This is a genomic window from Gordonia sp. i37, from assembly GCF_002043085.1.
Taxonomy (GTDB): Bacteria; Actinomycetota; Actinomycetes; order Mycobacteriales; family Mycobacteriaceae; genus Gordonia; species Gordonia polyisoprenivorans.
Map to the genome: position 1 here is coordinate 1 of NZ_MVPX01000215.1, position 23,963 is coordinate 23,963.

The window sequence follows — 23,963 nt, forward strand, 5'->3', positions numbered from 1 at the left end:
GGCGGGGGAGCCGATGCTGCGGATGGGCTCGTGGATCGGCGGTGACCGCGACGGCAATCCGTTCGTCACCGGCGAGATCGTGGAGATGGCAACGACTCTCGCGGCGCGCACGGCGATCGGCAACCACCTGTCGGAGCTCGAGGCGCTCGCGCAGGAACTGAGCATGTCGACCCGGCTCATGACGACCTCCGACGCGGTCTACGAACTCGCCGGTGTGCCCCGCGAGGACGCGGCCGCCGACGAGCCGTTCCGTCTTGCATTGCGCCACATCCGTTCTCGGTTGGTCGCCACCGCGACCGGGCTGTTCGGTGAGGAGGTGATGAAGACCTCGGATCTGTTCCTGCTCGACGGTGCCGACGCCTACTCGACCGCCGACGAACTGCTCGCCGACCTCGACGTCATCGATGCCGGACTCCGCGCCGCCAACGACGACATCATCGCCGACGACAGGCTACTGCGGCTCCGGGAGTCGGTGCGCACCTTCGGTTTCCACCTGTCCGGGCTGGACATGCGGCAGAACTCCGACATGCACGAGGACGTCATCGCCGAACTGCTGGCGTGGGCCGGCGTGCACCCGGACTACCGGTCGCTGGACGAGGCCGAGCGGGTCGAGATCCTGACCAATGAACTCGCCGCCCGGCGGCCGCTCACCCGGCCCGATGCCGATTTGTCCGAGTTGGCGACCAAGGAACTCAACATCGTCCGTGCGGCCGCGACCGCGGTGGCGCGGTTCGGACCGCAGTCGGTGCCCAACTACATCATCAGCATGTGCACCTCGGTCAGCGACATGCTCGAGCCGATGATCCTGCTGAAAGAAGCCGGGCTGATCGACATCGACGGCGACACCGGGAAACTCATCTCGACGGTTCGAATCGTCCCACTGTTCGAGACCATCGAGGATCTGCAGCAGGGCGCAGAAACCCTGTTGGCCGCCTTGGACATCCCGCTGTACCGCGACCTCGTCGACGGGCAGTCGGGCATGCAAGAGGTCATGCTCGGCTATTCCGATTCCAACAAGGACGGCGGCTACATGGCCGCGAACTGGGCGCTCTATCGCGGCGAGCTCGATCTCGTCGAGGCCGCGGCCAAGGCCGGAATCCGGTTGCGGCTCTTCCACGGTCGCGGTGGCACCGTCGGCCGCGGTGGGGGACCGAGCTACGACGCCATCCTGGCCCAGCCGCCGGGCGCGGTCCAGGGGTCGCTGCGCATCACCGAGCAAGGTGAGATCATCGCCGCGAAATACGCCGAACCCGTCAGCGCCGAACGCAATCTGGAGACGTTGCTCGCCGCGACCATCGAGTCGTCGCTGCTCGACGTCGAGGGACTCGGGGACGAATCAGAGGACGCCTACACCACTCTCGACGAGATCGCGGCGCTGGCCCGCTCGGCCTACAGCGCGCTGGTGCACGAGACACCGGGATTCGTGGAGTACTTCACGACGTCGACGCCGCTGTCGGAGATCGGCGCACTCAACATCGGCAGCCGTCCGGCGTCGCGTAAACAGACCGAGAAGATCTCCGATCTGCGGGCCATCCCATGGGTGCTGTCGTGGACGCAATCCCGCGTGATGCTGCCGGGCTGGTACGGCACCGGCGCTGCCTTCGAGCAGTGGGTCGGCGACGACGCGGACCGTCTGGCGACCCTGCAGCGGTACTACGAGAAGTGGCCGTTCTTCCGCACCGTGATGTCCAACATGGCGCAGGTGCTCGCCAAGTCGGACATGGGACTCGCGCATCGATACGCCCAGCTCGTGCCTGACGAGCAGTTGCGCGACACCGTCTTCGGGATGATCGTCGACGAGCACGAACGCACCATCGCGATGTACTCGAAGATCACCGGTACCAACGATCTTCTTGCCGACAACGCGGCACTCAAACGGTCGGTGTACAACCGCTTCCCGTACCTCGAGCCGCTGAATCTGCTGCAGGTCGAGCTTCTGCGTCGCTTCCGCGCCGGTGACGATTCACCGCGAATCCGCCGAGGGATCCAGCTGACGATGAACGGTTTGGCGACCGCGCTGCGCAACAGCGGATAGGTCCTCGGTCGAGGCGCTTTCCCTGGTGGTCGAGGTGCTTTTTCCTGGTGGTCGAGGTGCCTCTTCCTGGTGGTCGAGGTGCTTTTTCTTGGTGGTCGAGGTGTGAGGCGCGTGCGCCGAGCCTCGAGACCCGGTGAGCCACAGCTGGTTCCATCCCACCGCGAAGACCTGTCACCCTGGGTAGGTGACAATCACCTGCCCCGTTCGCCTGCTCCGCCACTCCACCCGTCGGTCGGTGTAAAGCGTCGGCACCCACTCCGCGAGATGCTTGCGTTGGTGATCAGCCCGACACAACGGGATCAGGTCACCGAGCACTGTCCAGCCTCCGGCTTCGGGGTTGGTGTGGTTGAAGGGTTGCCAGTGGTCGAGGTCGCACAGGTGTGAGGGCATCCCGCAGTAGGGGTATCGGCACCAGGCGTCGTTGGCCAGCACCTCAGCGCGCAGTGTGGCGCTGGGTGCATACGTCAATGCCGCAGGGGGTGGCACGATGTGACTGCCGTGTCCGGTGGGATCCGCCGGCGGTGCCTGGGGTCGGTCGGAGATCTGTGGGATCAACGGACCGGCCGTACACACGGATTCGGGGTAATGGATGGTCTTGGCCACCTCGGACAGGGTGGCGGCGTAGTCGCGGTCGATCGATCCGTATCCCTGCAACCGCGGTACGAGAATCCCCGTCCGGGTCCTTCAACACGGTCAGTACGGGGGCGCCGGGTACGACCAGGGCCCGCCCGAACGCCACCGGAACCTCATCCGGCGTCGGTGGATTCATCGGGTCGGGGATCTCGGGTTCGGCGACCGGCTCGACCAACTCAACCAACTCGACTGCGGGAGCGTCGGCGTCGGCAGGTTCGGGTAGCAGGTCGTCCCACGCTGCCGCATCCTCGGCGTCAGAGGGTGTTTCGGCCGAGTCCCTGTTGACGGCATCGCTGCCTTTCGTGCAGTCGTCCTGCCCGCATTCGCAGTCGAGTCGGGCTCCGGGCACGCCGGTGATCTCCCCGAGTGCGATCACCCGCACTGGCCCGACGCGTCGCGGGTCCTTACGGCAGGTCCGTTCATCGATCAGGGCGTTGATCTGGGTTGTGAGGAACACCCCGTAGTGGGCGGGGACGACCGCATCGAGGGCGGAGTGCCCAGCAACATCGGGGGTGATGGTCACATTTCCGACCAGATCGGTGATGGTGTCGCGTTCCTCGATCACACTGTCGGGGTTCATCGAAATCAATGCGGCGTCGAGTTGTTGCGAGAGCACCGGGTCGGTCGTCGCCCGAGACCCGTATTCCAGGACGATCTCTTCGAACGTCATCTCCTCGTTGTCCCCGGCCTCGACGGTGTCGGTGTCGGTGGTGTCGATGTTCTCGCCACGCTGCGCGGCCCGCGCCATGATCGAAGCCCGATTCGTCGACAGTTCCCCGTTCAGATAGGCGGCACGGATGAGTGGGAACTTCTCCAACAGATCCGCCAACGCCACCCAACGCCCGGCCTTGCTACGGGAGACCTTGAACTGCAACGACACCTCGGCCCGGCCGAGTCTCTCGGCATGCTCGACCACCGACCCCCACACACCGGTCTCGGGCCGCCCGGCCAGATGCTCACGAAACACCCGCTCCGCCAACGCAGCGGCAGCCAGCACCGTCCGGGCCTCGTATTTGCGGGCCTCGCGGAGCAGGTCCGGGCCGGTCTCGGTGAGCTCATCGCGCGACATGGCTGTGATCGCGGCAGCGTCGGCATCCGGATCGGTGAACGTCAATGTGGTCGACATCCGAACAACCTCCCCTCCCGCGATCGGACTTGATGAGAACGAGTGTACGAAGGGGTACCGACAAAACCGGCCCGGCGGAGATGGGGCCGTCAAAATCTGTGGACAACTATTTTCAACTCATCGATTGGGCGCTCGATTACGTCGAGCGGGTAGTGGATGTGGTTGCGATGCTTGTCATCTCGCCTGGTCTCGAGGCTCGCCGCACGCGGCTCACACCTCGACCACCGGGGAAGGGGCAAGCGTCGATCAGGTAATGCTCCGTCGTTCTACCCCGGACCATTCCATCCGATGGTCGAGGTGCCGAGGAGCGCCAGCGACGAGCCTCGAGACCCTCTCGCCGATAGGTATTCTCATCACCCGCGAATCGAAACCTGCACCGTGGCAGGGAGTCTCGAGGCCCGGCGCCTGGTCGCCGAGCACCTCGACCGCCGGGGAAGGGGCGGACATCGGATGGCGGAAACGTCGCTCCAACCCCGACGGGGTTTCAGGCGTCGGGGAGAGCGGAGGCCGCGGCGTGGTCGAGGAACCAGACGGTTTCCTCGGTGCCGTGGGCACCGGCGCAGGGCCAGTCGGCAGGATCGGCGCGGGCGTGAGCCGCGGCCACCGCTTGGGCCTTGTCCTCACCGGCGACGAGAAACCACACCGCCTTGCTGCGGTTGACCACCGGCAGCGTGAGGGTGATCCGCCGCGGCGGTGGTTTGGGTGAGTCCTCCACGGCAACAACGGTCTTCTGCGTCTCGGCGGTGGCGGCGCTGTGCGGGAACAGGGAGTTGATGTGGCCCTCACCGCCCATGCCGAGCAGGTGAAGATCGAACTGCGGGGACACATCGGCTCCCGCGTTTGCCAACAGGGTGGCGGCGTAATCGGCTGCCGCGGCCTCGATGTCGTCGCCGAACTCGCCGTCCGACGGTGCCATCGGATGCACCCGGGCCGGATCGACCGGCACATGGTCGAGCAGCGCGTCCCGGGCCTGCCCGTAATTGCGTTCCGGATCGCCGGTCGGGACGAATCGGTCATCGCCCCAATAGATGTCAACCTTGGACCAGTCGATGTCACCGCTGTCGTCGGCGAGGGACGCCAGAATCGCGATGCCGTTGCTACCACCGGTCAGCACCACCGACGCAACCCCACGAGCGCGCTGAGCGGCACCGATCAGATCGACGAACCGACGCGCCGCGGTGTCGACCAGAGTCTGCTTGTCATCGAAAACCAGTGTCTCGGTGGTCATGCCGGTTGTCCTTGCTGGCTCAGTTCGACGGCGCCACGAAGTGCCTGCTCGAAGACCTCGTCGGTATCGAGGCGGCGCAGTTCCTCGGCGAGATACACGGGCAGATCACGGTTGGTCATGGCGACCCGACCATCGGGCTTGCCGGGCACCGAGATCACCGCGTTGCCGTTCTGATCGATCGACAGGACCGTCGCGCCGTGGTCACGCAACAGCCGGACCTCGAAACTTCCGATCGACCGGGTGGTGGGTACGCCGAGCGCCGAATACAGCCATCCCGCAAGTAATTCGATGCCCGGGGACTGGGCCGGTCCGGTGACCACCACCGACTGGATCGGTGTGTGCGGCGGGCGATCGATCGCCGACGCGAGCAGCGCACGCCAATGCGTGATCTGGGTCCACGCGAGATCGGAGTCACCGGGGGAGTAGGTCGCCAGCCTGCGTTCGAGAACACTCTCGGGATGCGTGGACTTGCTGGCGTCGAGGATGCGTCGTCGACCGATCCGGCCCATCGGGTCGGCGGACGGATCCTCGGGTGCCGCGCCCGGCCACCAGACGACGATCGGGCAGTCCGGCAGCAGGAACGGCGTCACGACGCTGTGCGGTTGATCGGCGAGTGGCCCGGACATCGACAGGATCACCACCTCCGATGCGCCCGCGTCACCGCCCACCCTGATCTGCGCGTTGAGCAGCGACTCGCCCTTTCTGGAGCCGCACGCCAGCACGATGACCCGGCTGGGATGTTCGCTGCTGGCGCCGATCGCCGCTTCCACGGCGGCCTCGGTGGGTTCGCCGTGTTCGGCCACCACGACGAGGGTCAGCACGCGGCCGAGGCTGATCGCGCCACCGGACTCGCGGATCTCGACCATCTTCTTGGCGACGTCGTTGGTCGAGGTCTCGGGCATCTCGATGATCATCGGGGTCCTCTCACATCGGTCGTCACGGTCGGCGCCATGCGCGGCCGGTCCGGGCCATCATGTCGTCAGCCGACTTCGGGCCCCACGTCCCGGCTTCGTAGGTGTCGGGCTTACCCGACTCCGCCCAGTTCTCGAGGACGGGATCGAGGATCTCCCAAGCCAATTCGACTTCGTCGTTCACCGGGAACAACGACGGCTCACCGAGCAGCACGTCGAGGATGAGGCGTTCGTAGGCTTCCGGTGATGCCTCGGTGAAGGCCGTTCCGTAGCTGAAGTCCATGTTGACGTCGCGGACCTCCATGCTCGACGCCGGCACCTTGGACCCGAAACGCAGTGTGATGCCCTCGTCGGGCTGCACCCGGATCACCAGTGCATTCTGCGACAGCTCCTCGGTCATGGTCTTGTCGAACGGTAGGTGCGGCGCCCGTTTGAAGACCAAGGCGATCTCGGTCACCCGGCGCCCCAACCGCTTTCCGGTCCGCAGATAGAACGGCACACCGGCCCAGCGCCGCGAGTCGACCTCGAGGGCGATCGCCGCATAGGTCTCGGTGGTCGAGTCGGCCGCAAATCCCTCCTCGTCCTTGAGTCCCGGGACCTTCTCGCTACCCTGCCAGCCCGGGCCGTATTGACCGCGGGCGGTGTTCTCCTCGATCGGCAAGATGTTGCGGGTCGCCGACAGTACCTTGATCTTCTCGGCCTGTAATTGCTTGGGCTCGAAGGAGATCGGCTCCTCCATCGCCACCAGTGCCATCAGCTGCAGCAGGTGGTTCTGGATGACGTCGCGGGCCGCGCCGATCCCGTCGTAGTAGCCGGCGCGTCCACCGAGTCCGATGTCCTCGGCCATGGTGATCTGGACGTGGTCGACGTAGTGAGAACTCCACAGCGGATCGAACAGCTGATTGGCGAACCGCAGCGCGAGGATGTTCTGGACCGTCTCCTTACCCAGATAGTGGTCGATGCGGAACACCGACGACTCCGGGAAGACGGCGTTCACAATGCCGTTGAGGTCTTTCGCCGACTGCAGATCGTGGCCGAACGGTTTCTCGATGACCACCCGACGCCAGTGGTCATCACGTTCCTCTGCCAGACCGCTGCGCTGCAACTGCTCGCACACCGTCGGGAAGGCCTTCGGCGGAATCGACAGGTAGAACGCATGATTGCCGTCCGTCCCGCGCTTGTTGTCGAGATCGGCCAGCGTCGACTTGAGTCGCGCGAACGCCTCGTCGTCGTCGAACGACCCCTGCACGAAGCGGAATCCCTCGGCCAGTCGCTCCCACACCTCCTCGCGGAACCCGGTGCGCGCATGCTGACGGACCGCGTCGTGCACCACCGTGGCGAAATCCTCGTCGTCCCAATCACGCCGGGCGAAGCCGACGAGAGCGAACGACGGTGGCAGCAAACCGCGATTGGCCAGGTCGTAGACCGCGGGCATCAACTTCTTGCGCGCGAGATCACCGGTCACGCCGAAGATGATCAGACTGCACGGGCCGGCGATGCGCGGTAGCCGCTTGTCACGCGGATCCCGAAGTGGGTTACGCCATTTCGTGGGACCGCCGGTAGGCACGTGTTCAGGCCTTCTTCGCGGCGTCGAGTTGCTCGGCGGTGGCTGCGAGCAATTCGTTCCAGGCTTCCTCGAACTTGCTGACGCCTTCGTCCTCGAGGACGACGAAGACGTCGTCGAGGTCGACTCCGAGGCCGGCGATCTTGTCGAAGACCTCCTGTGAGGCTGCCGAGGTACCGATGATCGAGTCGGTGTTGACCCAGCCGTGGTCGGCGAAGGCTTCCATCGTCTTACCCGGCATGGTGTTGACGGTGTTCGGCGCGACGAGCTCGCTGACGTAGAGGGTGTCGGGGTAGTCGGCGTTCTTGGTCCCGGTCGAGGCCCACAGCGGCCGTTGCGGATTGGCGCCCTTGTCGACCAAACCGTGGAAGCGTGACTCGACCTCGAAGATCTCCTGGTACGCGGCGTAGGCCAACCGGGCGTTGGCCAGCGCCGCCTTGCCCTTCAACGCGGTCGCCTCGGGTGTACCGATGGCGTCGAGACGCTTGTCGATCTCGGTGTCCACGCGGGAGACGAAGAACGAGGCGACCGAGTGGATCGTCGAGATATCGTGGCCGGCTTGCGCGGCGGCCTCGATGCCCGACAGGTAGGCGTCCATCACGCCCTGGTAGCGCTCGACGGAGAAGATCAGGGTCACGTTGACGCTGATGCCCTCGGCGAGTACCCGGGTGATCGCCGGCAGCCCGGCCTTGGTGGCGGGAATCTTGATCAGCAGGTTCGGGCGGTCGACGATCTTCCACAGTTCGATGGCTTGCGCGACTGTCTTGTCGGTGTCGTGGGCGAGTCGGGGGTCGACCTCGATCGACACCCGACCGTCGACACTGCGGGACTCGGTGAACACCGGTGCGAGGACGTCACACGCATTGCGGACGTCGTCGGTGGTGACGGTGCGGATGGTGGCATCGACGTCGGCGCCACGGGCGGCGAGCTCGTTGACCTGCTCGTCGTAGGCGTTGCCCTTCGACAGTGCGGCCTGGAAGATCGACGGGTTGGTGGTCACCCCGACCACCGAGCGGGTGTCGATGAACTCCTGCAGACCTCCTGAGGAGATCAGGTCACGGGACAGGTCATCCAGCCACACCGATACACCGGCGGCGGACAATTCGGCGAGCTTGGCGTTCTGGGTCACGGTTCTCTCCTTGCGTGCATCGCGTGGTGTCCTTGTGGGGCCCGCGATCTCGGTGTGTTCGGTTGTGGTGGAAGGCGTTCGGGCGTGGGGTCAGGAGCCGACGACGCGCTGCGCGGCGGTGGCCACGGCGTCGGCGGTGATGCCGAATTTCTCGTAGAGCACCTTGTAGTCGGCCGAGGCACCGAAGTGCTCGAGGGAGATGATCTCCCCGGTATCGCCGACGACCTGATACCACGGCATGGCGATGCCGGCCTCGACGGAGACGCGCGGCACCGACGGCGGAAGCACCGAATTGCGGTATTCCGCGTCCTGCTCGAAGAACCACTCGAAGCACGGCATGGACACCACACGTGCGCGGATACCCTTGTCGGCCAAGGTCTTCTGTGCCTCCACGGCGAGCTGGACCTCGGAGCCGGTGCCGATCAGCACGACCTGCGGCTCGCCGTCGGCCTCCGACAACACGTACGCACCGGCCGCGACACCCTCGTACGAGGTGCCCTCGAGGACCGGCACACCCTGACGGGTCAGGCACAGGCCGACCGGATGGTCACGCCGGGTGAGCAGGTGGCGCCAGGCGTGGGCGGTCTCGTTGGCATCGGCCGGACGGACCACATCGAGGTTCGGGATGGTGCGCAGCGCCGCGAGGTGCTCGACCGGCTGGTGGGTCGGGCCGTCCTCGCCGAGGCCGATCGAGTCGTGGGTCCAGACGTAGATCGGGTCGATCGCCATCAGTGACGCCAGCCGGACCGCGGGCCGCATGTAGTCGGCGAACTGCAGGAAGGTACCGCCGTAGGCGCGGGTGGGACCGTGCAAGACGATCCCGGACAGGATCGAGCCCATGGCGTGTTCGCGGATACCGAAATGCAGGGTGCGGCCGTAGGGGTTGGCCGTCCAGGTCTTGGTGCTGATCGACGACGGCCCGAACGAGTCGACGTCGTCCATGGTGGTGTTGTTCGAGCCCGCGAGATCGGCGGAGCCACCCCACAATTCGGGCAGGATCGGTCCGAGTGCGGAGAGCACCTTGCCCGAGGCGGCGCGGGTGGCCAGTGCTTTGCTGCCCGGCTCCCAGCTCGGCAGCACGTCGGTCCAGCCGTCGGGGAGTTCATGCGACCACAGGCGGTCGAAGAGTGCCTTGCGGTCCGGGTTGGCCGCGGCCCAGGCGTCGAAGCCCTTCTGCCACTGCGCGTGGGCGGCGGCGCCACGCTCGGTGAGCGCGCGGGTATGGGCGATGACCTCCTCGGACACCTCGAAGTTCTTGTCGGGATCGAAGCCGAGGACCTTCTTGGTGGCGGCGACCTCGTCGGCGCCCAGCGCCGATCCGTGGATCGCGCCGGTGTTCATCTTGTCCGGGGCGGGGTACCCGATGATGGTGCGCAGCACGATCAGCGACGGTTTGTCGGTGACCTGCTTCGCGGCTTCGATCGCGGCTTCGATCGCGGTGACGTTCTCGCCGCCGGAGACATGCTGCACATGCCACCCGTAGGCCTCGTAGCGGGCGGCGGTGTCCTCGGTCAGCGCGATCTGGGTGTCGTCCTCGATCGAGATGTGATTCTTGTCGTAGAAGACGATCAGGTTGCCGAGTTCCTGCGCGCCGGCCAGCGACGACGCCTCGGAGGTGACGCCCTCCTCGATGTCACCGTCGGAGGCGATCACGTAGATGTGGTGGTCGAACGGGCTGGCGCCGGCCGCGGCGTCCGGATCGAACAGGCCACGCTCGTAGCGTGCGGCGTAGGCCATACCGACCGCCGAGGCCAGTCCCTGCCCGAGTGGACCGGTGGTGATCTCCACGCCACGTGTGTGATGCAGCTCCGGGTGACCGGGGGTCTTCGATCCCCAGGTGCGCAGGTCCTCGATGTCGGACAACTCCAGTCCGAAGCCACCGAGATAGAGCTGGATGTATTGGGTGAGGCTGGAATGCCCGCACGACAACACGAACCGGTCACGACCGACCCAATGGGTGTCGGTCGGATCGTGGCGCATCACCCGCTGATACAGCAGGTAGGCCAACGGGGCCAGGCTCATCGCAGTGCCCGGATGGCCACTGCCACACTTCTGGACCGCATCCGCGGCCAGGACCCGAACGGTGTCCACCGCGCGCGAATCGACCTCGGTCCACCACTCGGGATGGGCCGCAGTGGTGAGTTCGCGGATCTCGTCTGTGTCTGCCACTGTTCTGCAGTCTCCTGTACCTATCGGGGTGCGTGCGCTCGCCGCAGCGGGGATTCGAGCAGCGGGGATTCGAGGGTCGACGCCACGCCGGACGGAACGCGAGCCGTCACGTGTGGTGGACGTCGGAGGGGCCTCACTGCTCCCAGAGTAATCGGCCACCGCCCGCCGATGCCCGGCAACCTTGTCTGCGGCGCGCAACGCGGCGCGTCGTCGGGCCCGCGGCCTGGTGGACGCATGCAATTCTTCGATCGGGTGGGGCAGCGTCTACCATGCTGTGTAGTAGCCGTGGCGCGCTGTTCGAGAGCCGGTCAACTGCCCTGAGCGCGTCCTTCGGGCAGGTAGGAGTGGACGTGAGGATTGGGGAACGTGTGAGCGGAGAAGGCACCGCTCCCGGCGGATCCACCTCCGCTCGGCACACCCAGTCCCGTGAGTCCGGCGTCGCAGAGCCGACGGATGGCGTTGTCGAGGAAACCGGCGCGACGTGGCCGCAGCGCATCCGGGCCACCGTCCTGGCCTACATCGCGCTCACCAAGCCGCGCGTCATCGAACTGCTCCTCGTCGCCACGATCCCGGTCATGCTGCAGGCCAACCGTGGCCACGTCGACATCGCGGTCATTCTGTTCACCCTGCTCGGCGGCTGGCTCGGAGCCGGCAGCGCGAACACGTTGAACATGGTCGCCGACGCCGACATCGACAAGAAGATGCGGCGCACCGCGCGCCGGCCGCTGGCCCGCAAGGCCGTCGCCACCCGCAGTGCGCTGATCTTCGGGATCGTGTTGTGGGTGGCGTCGTTCCTGGTGCTGTTCTTCGCCGCGAACCTGCTCAGCGCCCTGTTGGTGACCGCGACCATCGGCTTCTACGTCGGCGTCTACACGATGATCCTCAAGCGACGTACCTGGCAGAACGTCGTGTGGGGCGGGGCCGCGGGCTGCATGCCGACCCTGGTCGGCTGGGCGGCGGTGACCGGCAGCCTGAGTTGGCAGCCGGTGGTGCTGTTCCTCGTCATCTTCTTCTGGACGCCACCGCACACCTGGGCGCTGGCCATGCGGTATCGCGAGGACTACAAGGCGGCCGGCGTGCCGATGCTCCCGGTGATCGCCTCCGACGAGCACGTGACCCGGCAGATGCTCTTCTATACGTGGGCCACGGTGCTGGCGTCACTGGCGTTGATCCCGGCGGCGAGTTGGATCTACGCGGCGGTCGCTGTGCTGGCCGGCGCCTGGTTCCTCAGCCGGGTCCACAAGCTCTACCGCGACACCCGGCAGGGTGCCGAGGTCACGCCGCTCAAGATCTTCCTGCAGTCCAACGAGTACCTGGCGATCCTGTTCTGCGGACTGGCGATCGACGCCGTCGTGAACCTCCCGGTCATCACGCACGTCTTCTAGGTCGCCGAAACACCTCGTCAGTTCGGCACGAGAACCGACGTCCCGGTGGTACGCCGGCCCTCGAGATCGGCGTGAGCCTGTTCGGCGTCGGCGAGACGGTACCGCTGACCGACGCGCACCTCGACGCCGTCGGCGAGTGCTCCGAGATACTCCGATGCGCGCCACGCCAATTCGTCGCGATCGGCGATGAAATGCGCCAGGGTCGGTCGGGTCACCGACAACGAGCCCGCGCTGTTGAGACGCTGCAGATCGAATGGTGGCACCGGGCCGCTGGCCGCGCCGAAGAGGACCACGAATCCGCGGATGCCGGTCGCTGCCACCGACTGGTCGAAGGTGTCGGCGCCCACCCCGTCATAGGTGACCCGCACCCCGTCGCCGTCGGTGAGACCTCGTACCTGCTCGACGAGGTCGTCGCCGTAGCGGAGCACGTGGTCGGCGCCGGCCGCGGCCGACAGTTCGGCCTTCTCGTCCGAGGACACCGTTGTGATGACCCGCAGACCCTTGCGCTTGGCCAGCTGGGTGAGGATCAGTCCAATGCCGCCGGCGCCTGCGTGCAGCAGGATCGCGTCGCCCTCGGCGGGATGCGCGCTGCCGTCGAGCAGATAGTGCGCAGTCAGCCCACGCAACAACGAACTCCCGGCGACCTCGTCGGAGGCACCGTCGGGGATCGGCACCGCGCGAGCGGCACGGACCGCCACGAGCTCGCCGTAGCTGGCCGGGGCGTCGCACCAGCAGACACGGGTGCCGACATCGAGATCGGAGACCTCCGAGCCGACCGCCACGATCTCGCCGGCGCCCTCGGTGCCGGGCACGTACGGCGGATGTGAGGGGTACAAGCCTCGGCGCAGGTAGGTGTCGATGAAGTTGACGCCGACGGCGGTGACGCGAACGAGAACCTCGTCGGGCGCGGGGATCGGGTCGTCGACCGTCCCATAGCTCAAGACATCCGGACCGCCGTGTCGAGTGACCTGAATTGCGCGCATGAGTCGTTTCTACACCCCGGCCGAGACGTCGGAATCATCACGGTTTCTCGGCGGCTCCGGTGACCGGGGGTTCCACCGACCACGGGAAATCGATCCACTTGGCGGTGGTGCGCCAGCAGTAGTCGGGCGTGGTGATCGTGTGCGGCTTCTGGTAGATCACCGCGTTGCGGACCTCGGCGACGCGGCCCTGATGTTCGCAGAAGTCGTCGACGAGGGCGAGGGTCTTGCCGGAGTCGGCGACGTCGTCGACGACGAGCACCTTCTGATCGTGCAGTCCACTGCTCTCCAACAGTGACGGCAGCATCACCGGTTCGGCCAGGGTCTCGCCGATGCCGGTGTAGAAGGCCACGTTCAGCGAGATCATCAGCTTGCAGTCGAGCGCATAGGCGATCGCGCCGGCCGGGATGAGACCACCGCGGGCGATGCCCAGGATGATGTCGGGGACGAAGCCGTCGTCGGCGATCTGCTGGGCGAGGTCGCGGCATGCCCGGCCGTTCATCTCCCAGGTCAGCTTTTCGCGCTCGTCTGGGGCCGGCGGGGTCGTGGCGGAGGCGTTCATGGCAGTGACTCTGCCAAGTTTCGGGCGGCGGCACATGTTGAGAGCGATGGTGGCGCGTGTCTACCCGGCGGCCCCACCTCGGTATGCTCGATGACCATGAGCGAGCAGCCCGCAGCCGAGAACTCCGAGACCTCCACCGACGCCCCGACCGTGTCGGTACCGCGAGACGTGGTGTCCTCGATCGAGAAGTTCGTCAGCCGGGAAGGCGGGTCGGCCAAGGCCGTCTTGCAGCCGATCGGCGCGGCTGGCGTGCGGATCACTCTCGTCGGCGAACAGGGTGGCATCCTCGGCGATCGCGTGGTCGCCGACCTCGCGACCGCCACCGCAGTCGTGGAAGCGGTGGCCGGCGTCGAGACCGCCGAGTGGGACCGCGACCTGACGTCATCGACCACGGTCGAGCCGTCGCACTATCGCAAGATGGCCGGCTGGGTCGCCGGACAGAAGCACTTTCCGAAGCCGCGTAACCGGGCCATTCTCTGAGTCGGTATCCCGGGACTGGAAGCCGAGGTGACCGGGGACTCAGCCGGCTTCCTCGGGCTCGACCGGGTCCGACCCGGCGAAGACGCTGCACTCCGGGCACCGGGTCAACAGGTCGTGCCGACATTCCACGACATGGACGAGAAACGACTCCGCGTCCGCCAATCGACGGCGCTGCACCCGGATCTCGTCGATCCGTCGATCGATGATCTGGCGGCGCTCGGCTGCGTTGCGATCGAGTACAACGCGTATTTCTCGCAAGCTCATTCCGACGTGCTGGCACGCGCGCAGTACGTGTAGACGGCTCACGTGCTCGGCGCTGTACTCGCGATGCCCGGCCAGGGTGCGGTCGGGCACGACGACGCCCATGTCATCCCAGTGACGCAGGACATGTACTTCGACGCCGACCAGTGCGGCCGCTTCGGCGATGCGCATCACCACATCATGCCTTGACCTCAGGTCGACCTGAGGTCCTACGGTTCGGGGATGCCTTTCAAAGCCGATGCATTGCCCCCGCCCGCCATCGTCGAGATCGACGGCGCCGCCATCGCGACCTATGTCCTCGAGCCCCCTCGGGGCCGGCGGAAAGGCCCCGATGTGGTGTGCACGCACGGTACTCCGTGGTCGGCGGGGGTGTGGTTACCGGTGGCCCGGCGATTGGCCGAGCGCCATCGTGTCTTCCTGTGGGACATGCCCGGCTACGGTCGGTCGACCAAGGGTCCGGAGGTGCCGGTTGATCTGATCGCGCAACGGCAACGCTTCGCCGAACTCGTGCGTATCTGGAACCCAGTCCGCCCCCATGTACTCGCGCACGACATCGGTGGGGCGGTCGCGCTCGGCGCGCACCTGTTCGACGGAGTCGCGATGAGCGGTGTCTACCTGCTCGACGCGGTGACGCTGCGCCCATGGGGCTCTGCGTTCTTCGCGCTGGTGGGCAGGCACGCCGAGGTTTTCCAACAACTTCCCGCGGATCTGCACGAGGCGCTCGTGCATCGCTACATCGCCGGTGCCGCCGTCGTCGATCTGCCACACGACACAGTGCGCGGGCTGGTCGAACCGTGGCTCGGTGAGGTGGGCCAAGCTGCGTTCTATCGACAGGTCGCGCAGCTGTCGGAGGACCACACCGAACCGATCTGTGCGCGACTGGCGGACGTCACATGTCGGGTCGAGATCGGCTGGGGAGTGAACGATCCGTGGTTGCCGGTCGAACAGGCCGGCCGCCTTCGAGACGCGTTGCCCGGCGATGTCGTCGTCACGCTGCTCGACGGCGTCGGGCACCTTGCACCTCTGGAACGCACAGAGGAACTCGTCGGGCACATTCGGCGCTGGCTGGCGCGGTGAGGTCGCGTGGGCTCCAGTGCCCTCAGGTGAGGGGTACCGGGTCTCCAGATGGGCTGTCCGACAACCGGAACCACAGCACCAGCCAGGTGGCTCCGATCAGCAGCAGCCCGCCGCCCAGCATGTGCAGCAGCACCAGCAGGATGGGCAGGTCGGTGAAGTACTGCACCATGCCGATGATCCCCTGCAGGACCAGCAGCCCCGCGTAGGTGAGGGCCGCCCGGGATTGCGGCATCCGCATGACCCGCGTGATGACCACAACCGCGATTGCCAAACCGATGAGGACGAAGACCGAGTCGGCGTGTAGCTGCGTCGTCTGCGATGGCGTCAGGCCGTTGCGGTGGGCATGGACGTCGCCGGCGTGCGGACCGGAGCCGGTGACGACGGTGCCGAGATAGATCGCGATCCACGTGACCGCGTACACGAGCCACGCCATGATCAGGCCGACGCGTGCGGCGATGCCCGTCACCGCGGATTCCCGTGGATACGGACTCGTGCGGAACACGAGCACCGTGGCTCCCGACACCAACAGCATCGACAGCAAGAAGTGCAGTGAGACCACCCATGGGTTCAGGTCGGTCAGTACGGTGATGCCGCCGACGACACCCTGAAAGGGAATGCCCAGCGCGAGCAGGACCACCAGGACACGGTTGCGGCGCTGCGAAGACGCCTGACGCCACACCGCGACGACCGCGGCAATCGCGATGATGGTGAGCACCCACGTGAGCATGCGGTTACCGAATTCGATGGCCGCGTGATAGCCCATCGCCTCGTGCGGGACGAACGAACCGTCGGTGCACTGCGGCCAGGTGGGACACCCCAATCCGGAGCCGGTCAGCCGGACGGCGCCGCCGGTGACGACGATGCCCACGTTGGCGACCAGCAGAGCGATCGCCCAGCGATGGACGAAACGGATCGTCGGGCGACCGAAGCCGGGGACACGGGCCAGGCCCGAGCGCGTGGTCGCGACGGGCGCGGGCCGGTCGGCGGCCGCGGGGGTCTTCTCTGAAGTCGTCATCGGGGTCCCGCAATCGTGAGAGCTGTCGGGGGAGTGGGCAGGTGGGGCGATCTCACTCGAATCGGAACCACCTGACCGCGAGGGCGCCGGTGACCGCCGCCCACGCCAGCAGCACCACAACGCCGACGACGTCGACACTGCCGTGCGTGGCCTGCTCGAGGGCTTCGGTGAGCGCACCGGAGGGCACACATCGGGCCACCCACCACACGGCGTCGGGGATCCGTGACTGCATGACGACGACGCTGCCGACGCCGACCATCGCGAACCACAGCAGATTTGCGAGAGCGAGCACGACCTCGGCCTTCAGTGTTCCGCCCAGCAGGAGGCCCATCGCCGAGAAGGCGGCGGTGCCCAGGGCGATCACGAGTGCACCGGTCGCCAGGCCGCCGAGACCGGGACGCCAGCCGAAGCCGGCGCCGATGGCGCCGATGATCACCGACTGCAACACCACTACGGCCACCACCGCCAGCGACTTGCCGACGATGATGCCCCACCGTGGAATCGGCGTTGCCCCAAGGCGTTTGAGTGCTCCGTAGCGTCGGTCGAAGCCGACGGCGATGGCCTGCCCGGTGAACGCCGTCGACATCACTGCGACGGTCATGATCGCCGGGACGAAGGTTGCCGCGCGCTCGGCGGTACTCGATCCGAGGTCGGTGTCGAGGGGTAGCAGGCACAATCCGATCAGCAGCGTGATCGGGATGAACATGGTGAGCAGGAGTTGTTCGCCGTTGCGCAGCAGCAGCCGCAGTTCGAGACGGGTCTGCGCCGCGAGCATCGCCACGAGTGGCGCCGCCCCGCCACGTGGGGTGAAGGTGCCCGGCGGGAAACGCACCGGGCCCGCGGCGGATCCCACGGTTGTCGAGTCGGTCATCGCAGGGCCCTGCCGGTCAGATCCAGGAACACGTCTTCGAGACTGCGTGTCTCCACCCTCAAATCGGTCGCCAGTACGTTGATCTTCGCGCACCACGCGGTCACCGTCGCCAGCACCTGCGGGGTCATCGACCCGACCACCAGATAGCTGCCGGGCGCGGTCTCAGAACACGCGTAACCCTCGGGTAACGCCAGCGTCAGCAACGTCAGGTCGAGTCCGCGCGGAGCGCTGAACCGCAGCTCGTTCTCGGCGCCGCGGCTGGTGAGATCGGCGGGTGTACCGGCTGCGACCACACGACCGCTGTCGATGATGACGACGTGATCGGCGAGGTGCTCGGCCTCGTCCATCAGGTGGGTGGTCAGCAGCACCGACACCCCGTCGCCGCGCAGGCGGTCGATGATCTCCCACACGACCAGTCGGGCGTGCGCGTCGAGCCCTGCGGTGGGCTCGTCGAGGAACACCAGTTCGGGGCGCCCGACGATGGCGCACGCCAACGACAAGCGCTGCTGCTGGCCACCGGACAGACGGCGAAACGGTGTGCGGGCGGCATCACGCAAACCCAGAGCGTCGAGCAGCCAGTCCGGATCAATCGGGTCGGCGCAGTACGACGCGCACAGTCGCAGCATCTCTTCGGCACGCGCGCCGGGGTAGGCGCCGCCGCCCTGCAGCATCACGCCGACGCGTCGACGTAGCGCGTCGTTGTCGTGCCGGGGATCGAGGCCGAGGACGGTGACCGTTCCTGCATCGGGGGTCAGGAAGCCCTCACAGATCTCGACCGTGGTGGTCTTGCCCGCGCCGTTGGGGCCGAGGAGGGCGAGGATCGATCCCGCGGGGAGTTCGAGATCGAGGCCGTCGACGGCGGTCCGGTCGCCGAAGCGCTTGACCAGTCCGCACACCTGAAGGGCGGGGGCGTCGACACCGGTGACGGTCCGCGCTTCGGGGGACGGGCCGTCGAGGTGACGATCCGTCATCGGATCGTCGCTCGACGGCGAGGAGGTCGCGCTGCGCACACTGGTCAGACTATGCCTTCGTGCGCACAGGTAAAAAACCGTCAACCGCGTGCGCTCGCGTCGGCGTGAACACCACCGATCACGCCGCGGTGTCGGTGTGTTCGGGGGTCGGGCGCTTCGACCAGCGCCGTCGCGGACGCCACCGAGGCCAGTCCTCGAAGAACAGTGCCGTCATCACCGCGACCATGATCACACCGGCCAGCAGCCCCTGGGCGAGGACCACGCCGCTGGTGTTGGAGCTGGTGGGCATGACGACGATCGCGATGATGGCCGAGACGGTGATGGTCGCGATACGGAACCACGGTCGGGTCGCCCAGGCCGCGAGCGGGATGACCGCCCAGAGCAAATACCAGGCCTGGACGAAGGGGAAGAAGACGACGACCGTCGCCATCGACACACCCAACGCTCCCAGCGGGTGCAGGCGCCCGGCCAACGTCGCGAGCATCCAGCGGACCACGAAGACCGCGGCGATGACCTGGCCCAGCGGCCGGACGACGTCGAGGATCGCCTGGGTTTGGTCGCCGAGACCGAGGAAGACCCCGACCCGCCCGGCAGACACCGACAGCAACGTCGGCATCGACATCCACGAGCGGACGACAGCGCCGGTGGACAGTGTCGAGGTCCAACCAAAGCCGAGGCCGGTGCCCACGCAGATGACCACCATCACGACCGCGAGCACGGCGCCGAGCAGGCCCGCGGAGGCAGCCAACGCCCACACCGTGGTGCGTGACCTCGCCCACCACTGTCGAATCGGTGCCCCACGCAGCGCGGGCAGGCATGCACCCCACCGTTGGGCCAACGCGATCCCCACGAACCCGAGCGCGAGGACCGAGGTGAACTTCACCAGCGAACTGGTCGCGATCACTGCGGCTCCGGCGAGCAACAGCCACCCGGCACCGGTCGGCCGCCACGATCCCGGCGTGCGGAGTCGCTGCGCACCGTAGATCGCGCGGAAGCACAACTCGATGCCGACCAGCATGAGCCCGAGCATGAGTGCCTCGTTGTGGATGCCACCCACCAGATGCAGGATGACCAGCGGGTTCATCGCCCCCAACCACAATGCGGCCACCGGCGAGACCCCGCACCGCCGCGCCAGCCGGGGCAGCGCCCACACGATCAACGCCAGCCCGACCAACGCCACCAGGCGGTGCAGGAAGATGGCCGCGGTGATGTTGTCGCCGGTCACCGCGGTGATGCCCTTGCCGATCCAGATGAAGAACGGACCGTACGGCGCAGGCGTGTCACGCCAGAGGTTGGGTACCGACCTGGTGAGGACGTTGCCCACACCGAGTCCGTGCAGCGGACTGACCGTGTAGGGGTCCATTCCGCGATAGGCGATCGCCGACTGCGCGAGATAGGAGTAGATGTCCTTGCTGAGCAGGGGCGGCGCGACGATGATCGGCGCGATCCACAGCAGAAGGGTGCGATCGGCCTGCTGACGGGTCATCCGGCGCGCCGGACTGCGGCCGTGGAGGACCTCGACGCTGAAGCGTCCGACCGCGAACCGCCCGATCAGCAGCCATGCGACGACGAGCATGATGGTCCCGCCGATCGACAGCGTCAGTGCGGTGCTCCACATCCGCGACGGCAGCGACAGCACACGCATACCGGCCACCGGGTTCTGAAGCACCGGGATCTGTCCGGTGCCCAACGACCCGACGAGCATCAGGATGGTGCCGGTCGCGCCGAACAGTTTGATGCGCAGCAGCCGGCGGTTCTCGGCGGCGTCGAGGGGACCGACCTCGTGCTCGGGGTCGTGCAGTTTGGCCACGGTGACGCCGTAGTCGCCGCGACGGTCGGGATCGCGCCGGGCCCGCCGCGCAGGTGCGCCCAACCCGACGTAGTCCAGGGTTCGGCGCAGTACCGAGGCCTCTGACGCGGGTGATTCCGACACACGACGACTGTAGTGGGTGACCGTACCGCCGCCGACGAGGTGGCGGCCGTGATCTCGTCGGGTACGGCAGGTGGGGGCAGGGCTACAGGCGGGCAGGGCTAAGGGCACCCTTGCTGGCACGAGGGAATCAATTACGTCACACTCGTGTTGTGAAAACCATGCGCGGTGATGTTGTGCGGGGCGAGACCATGCCCGACGCCGCCCATCATGGTGTCCACGCCGATGGGCAGACGCGGGCTGCGGTCATCTCCCTGCTCGTGGAGGACGGTCCGTTGACGGCAGGGGAGATCGCCGACCGGCTCGGAATCAGCGCCGCCGGAATCCGTCGTCATCTCGACGCGCTCACCGCGGCGGGCGATGTCGAGGAAGCATCCCCGGCGTTCGGCCAGCGAGGCGGTCGAGGACGTCCGGCGAAGTGGTTCCAGCTGACCGCGGTCGGCCGGGGCAAGCTCCGCCACGCCTACGACGATCTCGCCGGCGCGGCGATGCGCAAGCTGCGTGACCTCGGCGGTTCCGATGCAGTCGCGGACTTCGCCCGCGAACGGGTGGAACGCATCGTCGACGGCATCGATCCCGCGACCGATCCGTCCACGGTTGCCGGGACCGTCACCGAGATCGCCGAGGCGCTGACCAGTGCCGGATACTCGGCGAACACTCGGCAGGTCGGCGCAGGCATGCAGATCTGTCAGCACCACTGCCCGGTGGCGCATGTGGCCACCGAGTTCCCCGAGTTGTGCGAAGCGGAGACCGCGGTATTCACTGAGCTGCTCGGCACGCACGTGCAGCGACTGGCGACCATCGCCAACGGTGACTGCGCGTGCACCACCCACGTTCCGCTCCCGCATCCCGATCCACCCCCGGATGCCACCGCACGGTCGGATCCCGAAGAGCGTCAGCCGGATCCCGAAGAACATCAGCACAGCACGACCCCGACGAGTGATGCACAGCCCGCATCCGCTCGATACCCCCAGAGTCGAAAGGCTTCGCGATGACAGTCACCGATCCCACGGTCACCACCGCCGGCGAGTCCACCCCGGTCGGCAAGGCGGCGCCGCTCACGCAGGAAGAGACCATCGCGTCGTTGGGCACGTACGGCTACGGCTGGGCCGACTCCGACGTCGCGGGCGCCAGCGCCCAGCGCGGCCTGTCCCCGGCGGTCGTCGCCGACATCTCGGGCAAGAAGTCCGAGCCGCAGTGGATGCTCGATCAGCGTCTCAAGGCGCTCAAGATCTTCGATCGCAAGCCGATGCCGCACTGGGGTGCCGAACTCGACGGCATCGACTTCGACAACATCAAGTACTTCGTGCGTTCGACCGAGAAGCAGGCCACCTCGTGGGAGGAACTGCCCGAGGACATCAAGAACACCTACGACAAGCTCGGTATCCCCGAGGCGGAGAAGCAGCGGCTCGTCGCCGGTGTGGCCGCGCAGTACGAGTCCGAGGTGGTCTATCACCAGATCCGCGAGGATCTCGAGGCGCAGGGCGTCATCTTCCTCGACACCGACACCGGTCTCAAGGAGCATCCGGAGATCTTCCAGGAGTACTTCGGATCGGTCATCCCGGCGGGTGACAACAAGTTCTCCGCGCTGAACACCGCGGTGTGGTCGGGCGGCTCGTTCATCTATGTCCCGCCGGGCGTGCACGTCGACATCCCGCTGCAGGCCTACTTCCGGATCAACACCGAGAACATGGGCCAGTTCGAGCGGACGTTGATCATCGTCGACGAGGGTGCGTACGTGCACTACGTCGAGGGGTGCACCGCACCGATCTACAAGACCGACTCGCTGCACTCCGCGGTCGTCGAGATCATCGTCAAGAAGGGTGGTCGCTGCCGCTACACGACCATCCAGAACTGGTCGAACAACGTCTACAACCTGGTCACCAAGCGCGCCAAGGCCGAGGCCGGCGCCACCATGGAGTGGATCGACGGCAACATCGGGTCCAAGGTGACGATGAAGTACCCGGCCGTGTGGCTCACCGGTGAGCACGCCAAGGGTGAGGTGCTCTCGGTCGCGTTCGCCGGCGAGGGACAGCATCAGGACACCGGCTCCAAGATGGTGCATCTTGCGCCCAACACCTCGAGCAACATCGTCTCCAAGTCGGTCGCGCGGGGCGGTGGCCGCGCCTCCTACCGTGGTCTGATCAAGATCAACAACGGCGCGCACGGCAGCCGGTCGACGGTGAAATGCGATGCGTTGCTTGTCGATACCATTTCGCGCAGCGACACCTATCCGTATGTCGACATCCGCGAGGACGACGTCACCATGGGCCACGAGGCCACCGTGTCGAAGGTCAGCGACGATCAGCTGTTCTACCTGATGAGTCGCGGACTGACCGAGGACGAGGCGATGGCGATGGTGGTCCGGGGCTTCGTCGAGCCGATCGCCAAGGAACTCCCGATGGAGTACGCGCTCGAACTGAACCGTCTCATCGAACTCCAGATGGAAGGAGCCGTCGGCTGATGGCCGATCCGACATTGCCGGTGGTTTCCGCCGGACCGGTCAACAAAGGCGAGCAGTTCACGTCGTTCGACGTCAACGCCTTCGAGGTACCCAGCCCGCGCGAGGAGGCGTGGCGGTTCACCCCGTTCCGTCGCCTCCGCGGTCTGCATGACGGCACCGCCGAGCGCACCGCGGAGGCGACCGTGACGGTCGGCGGCGCGGGCGACGGGGTCACCGTCGACACCGTCGGGCGCGACGACGAACGTCTCGGCCAGGGCGGCGTACCGTTCGATCGCATTGCCGCGCAAGCGTATTCGTCATTCACTCAGGCGACCGTGGTGACGGTCGGGCGAGAGGTCGAGCTCGGCGAGCCGGTCACCATCGAGGTCACCGGACCCGGCGAGGGCCAGACGGCGTTCGGGCACCTGCAGATTCGGCTCGAACCGTTCGCGCGTGCCGTCGTCGTCCTCGATCAGAAGGGTGGCGGAACGTATGCGGAGAACGTCGAGTTCGTCGTCGGCGACTCCGCCGCACTGACCGTCGTCAACGTCCACGACTGGGCCGACGACGCCGTGCACGTGGCCGCCCACCACCTGCGGGTGGGACGGGACGCCACGGTTCGTCATTTCGCGATCAGCCTGGGCGGCAACCTCGTTCGTCTGTCCCCGGTGGTGCACTACGACGCACCCGGCGGTGACGTCGAATTGTGGGGTCTGTACTTCGCCGACGCCGGCCAGCACCTCGAACAGCGCCTGCTCGTCGATCACAGTCAGCCCAATTGCCGCTCCAATGTCGTGTACAAGGGTGCGCTGCAAGGCGATGCGACCGATCGTGCGCGCGAGGCGCACACCGTGTGGATCGGCGACGTGCTGATTCGCCCCGAGGCCGAGGGCACCGACACCTTCGAGCTCAACCGCAACCTGGTGCTCACCGACGGCGCACGCGCCGACTCGGTACCGAACCTGGAGATCGAGACCGGCGAGATCGTCGGCGCCGGACACGCCAGTGCCACCGGCCGATTCGACGACGAGCAACTGTTCTATCTGCAGGCCAGAGGTATCCCCGAGGATCAGGCCCGACGGCTGGTCATCCGCGGATTCTTCGGCGAGATCATCGCCAAGATCGCGGTTCCCGAGCTCCGCGAACGACTCGAGGCGGCGGTCGAGGCCGAACTCGAGATCGCCGGCGCCTGA

The 23,963-nt window shown here is 66.8% G+C and carries 19 protein-coding genes and 1 pseudogene; 7 read left to right on the forward strand and 13 right to left on the reverse strand.

The genetic code is table 11. From position 1 onward, the window contains the following. A partial coding sequence (gene ppc / locus B1964_RS09810) for a phosphoenolpyruvate carboxylase (protein WP_079929640.1) occupies window positions 1-2,035 on the forward strand: 2,035 nt, incomplete at its 5' end. A 171-nt stretch (window positions 2,036-2,206) separates the two neighbouring features. On the opposite strand, the pseudogene B1964_RS09815 reads toward ppc, so the two are convergent. The 6 genes and pseudogenes from B1964_RS09815 to tkt all read right to left on the reverse strand — a co-directional run bounded on the left by B1964_RS09815 (window position 2,207) and on the right by tkt (window position 10,795). Then, window positions 2,207-3,794: pseudogene (locus B1964_RS09815) on the reverse strand (HNH endonuclease). A gap of 484 nt (window positions 3,795-4,278) precedes the next feature. After that, window positions 4,279-5,022, reverse strand: a complete 744-nt coding sequence (gene pgl, locus B1964_RS09820; RefSeq protein ID WP_079929629.1) for a 6-phosphogluconolactonase — start codon at window positions 5,020-5,022, stop codon at window positions 4,279-4,281. Further along, window positions 5,019-5,936 carry a glucose-6-phosphate dehydrogenase assembly protein OpcA gene (locus B1964_RS09825; RefSeq protein WP_006370300.1) on the reverse strand — a complete coding sequence of 306 codons (918 nt, stop codon included), beginning with the start codon at window positions 5,934-5,936 and terminating at the stop codon, window positions 5,019-5,021. The genes pgl and B1964_RS09825 overlap by 4 nt, the downstream gene beginning before the upstream one ends. A gap of 22 nt (window positions 5,937-5,958) precedes the next feature. Further along, a complete protein-coding gene (gene zwf, locus B1964_RS09830; protein WP_020171405.1) occupies window positions 5,959-7,500 on the reverse strand; it encodes a glucose-6-phosphate dehydrogenase in 1,542 nt (513 codons plus the stop codon). Between the two features lie 4 nt (window positions 7,501-7,504). Next, on the reverse strand, window positions 7,505-8,626 hold the full coding sequence (gene tal, locus B1964_RS09835; protein ID WP_079929630.1) for a transaldolase: 1,122 nt from the start codon (window positions 8,624-8,626) through the stop codon (window positions 7,505-7,507). 90 nt (window positions 8,627-8,716) lie between these two features. Beyond that, a complete protein-coding gene (gene tkt / locus B1964_RS09840; RefSeq protein ID WP_079929631.1) occupies window positions 8,717-10,795 on the reverse strand; it encodes a transketolase in 2,079 nt (692 codons plus the stop codon). Between the two features lie 368 nt (window positions 10,796-11,163). Here tkt and B1964_RS09845 point away from each other — a divergent pair, with 368 nt between their 5' ends. Beyond that, window positions 11,164-12,180 (forward strand): heme o synthase, encoded by a 1,017-nt coding sequence (locus tag B1964_RS09845; RefSeq protein WP_290440691.1) that lies wholly within the window; start codon window positions 11,164-11,166, stop codon window positions 12,178-12,180. Window positions 12,181-12,197: 17 nt separating this feature from the next. Here B1964_RS09845 and B1964_RS09850 read toward each other — a convergent pair whose 3' ends face one another. Further along, window positions 12,198-13,163, reverse strand: coding sequence for a quinone oxidoreductase (locus B1964_RS09850; protein ID WP_079929632.1), 966 nt, complete (start codon window positions 13,161-13,163; stop codon window positions 12,198-12,200). A gap of 37 nt (window positions 13,164-13,200) precedes the next feature. Further along, entirely contained in the window at window positions 13,201-13,722 is a 522-nt protein-coding gene (locus tag B1964_RS09855; protein WP_006370306.1) for a phosphoribosyltransferase, read from the reverse strand. A gap of 90 nt (window positions 13,723-13,812) precedes the next feature. Here B1964_RS09855 and B1964_RS09860 point away from each other — a divergent pair, with 90 nt between their 5' ends. Next, a complete protein-coding gene (locus B1964_RS09860) occupies window positions 13,813-14,202 on the forward strand; it encodes a hypothetical protein (RefSeq protein WP_014359948.1) in 390 nt (129 codons plus the stop codon). A gap of 39 nt (window positions 14,203-14,241) precedes the next feature. Here B1964_RS09860 and B1964_RS09865 read toward each other — a convergent pair whose 3' ends face one another. After that, entirely contained in the window at window positions 14,242-14,634 is a 393-nt protein-coding gene (locus B1964_RS09865) for a MerR family transcriptional regulator (protein WP_079929642.1), read from the reverse strand. Window positions 14,635-14,685: 51 nt separating this feature from the next. Between B1964_RS09865 and B1964_RS09870 the strand changes: the two genes are divergently transcribed. After that, on the forward strand, window positions 14,686-15,540 hold the full coding sequence (locus B1964_RS09870; RefSeq protein ID WP_079929633.1) for an alpha/beta hydrolase: 855 nt from the start codon (window positions 14,686-14,688) through the stop codon (window positions 15,538-15,540). Window positions 15,541-15,562: 22 nt separating this feature from the next. On the opposite strand, the gene B1964_RS09875 is transcribed toward B1964_RS09870, so the two are convergent. The 4 genes from B1964_RS09875 to mptB all read right to left on the reverse strand — a co-directional run bounded on the left by B1964_RS09875 (window position 15,563) and on the right by mptB (window position 20,330). Then, window positions 15,563-16,555 (reverse strand): COX15/CtaA family protein, encoded by a 993-nt coding sequence (locus tag B1964_RS09875; protein ID WP_079929634.1) that lies wholly within the window; start codon window positions 16,553-16,555, stop codon window positions 15,563-15,565. Window positions 16,556-16,607: 52 nt separating this feature from the next. Next, window positions 16,608-17,426, reverse strand: coding sequence for an ABC transporter permease (locus B1964_RS09880; RefSeq protein WP_079929635.1), 819 nt, complete (start codon window positions 17,424-17,426; stop codon window positions 16,608-16,610). Next, complete coding sequence (locus tag B1964_RS09885) at window positions 17,423-18,397, reverse strand: ABC transporter ATP-binding protein (protein WP_079929643.1); 975 nt, start codon at window positions 18,395-18,397, stop codon at window positions 17,423-17,425. The genes B1964_RS09880 and B1964_RS09885 overlap by 4 nt, the downstream gene beginning before the upstream one ends. 118 nt (window positions 18,398-18,515) lie before the next feature. Beyond that, window positions 18,516-20,330: a polyprenol phosphomannose-dependent alpha 1,6 mannosyltransferase MptB gene (gene mptB, locus B1964_RS09890; protein WP_014359953.1), complete on the reverse strand. Its 1,815-nt coding sequence runs from the start codon at window positions 20,328-20,330 to the stop codon at window positions 18,516-18,518. Between the two features lie 188 nt (window positions 20,331-20,518). Between mptB and B1964_RS09895 the strand changes: the two genes are divergently transcribed. The 3 genes from B1964_RS09895 to sufD are packed head-to-tail and all read left to right on the forward strand — an operon-like array spanning window position 20,519 to window position 23,963. Next, the gene (locus tag B1964_RS09895) at window positions 20,519-21,322 is read left to right on the forward strand and encodes a metalloregulator ArsR/SmtB family transcription factor (RefSeq protein ID WP_290440692.1); all 804 of its coding nucleotides are present in this window, start codon (window positions 20,519-20,521) and stop codon (window positions 21,320-21,322) included. Further along, complete coding sequence (gene sufB / locus B1964_RS09900) at window positions 21,319-22,791, forward strand: Fe-S cluster assembly protein SufB (RefSeq protein WP_006370315.1); 1,473 nt, start codon at window positions 21,319-21,321, stop codon at window positions 22,789-22,791. The genes B1964_RS09895 and sufB overlap by 4 nt, the downstream gene beginning before the upstream one ends. Further along, on the forward strand, window positions 22,791-23,963 hold the full coding sequence (gene sufD, locus B1964_RS09905; protein ID WP_006370316.1) for a Fe-S cluster assembly protein SufD: 1,173 nt from the start codon (window positions 22,791-22,793) through the stop codon (window positions 23,961-23,963). Before sufB ends, sufD begins: the two co-directional genes overlap by 1 nt.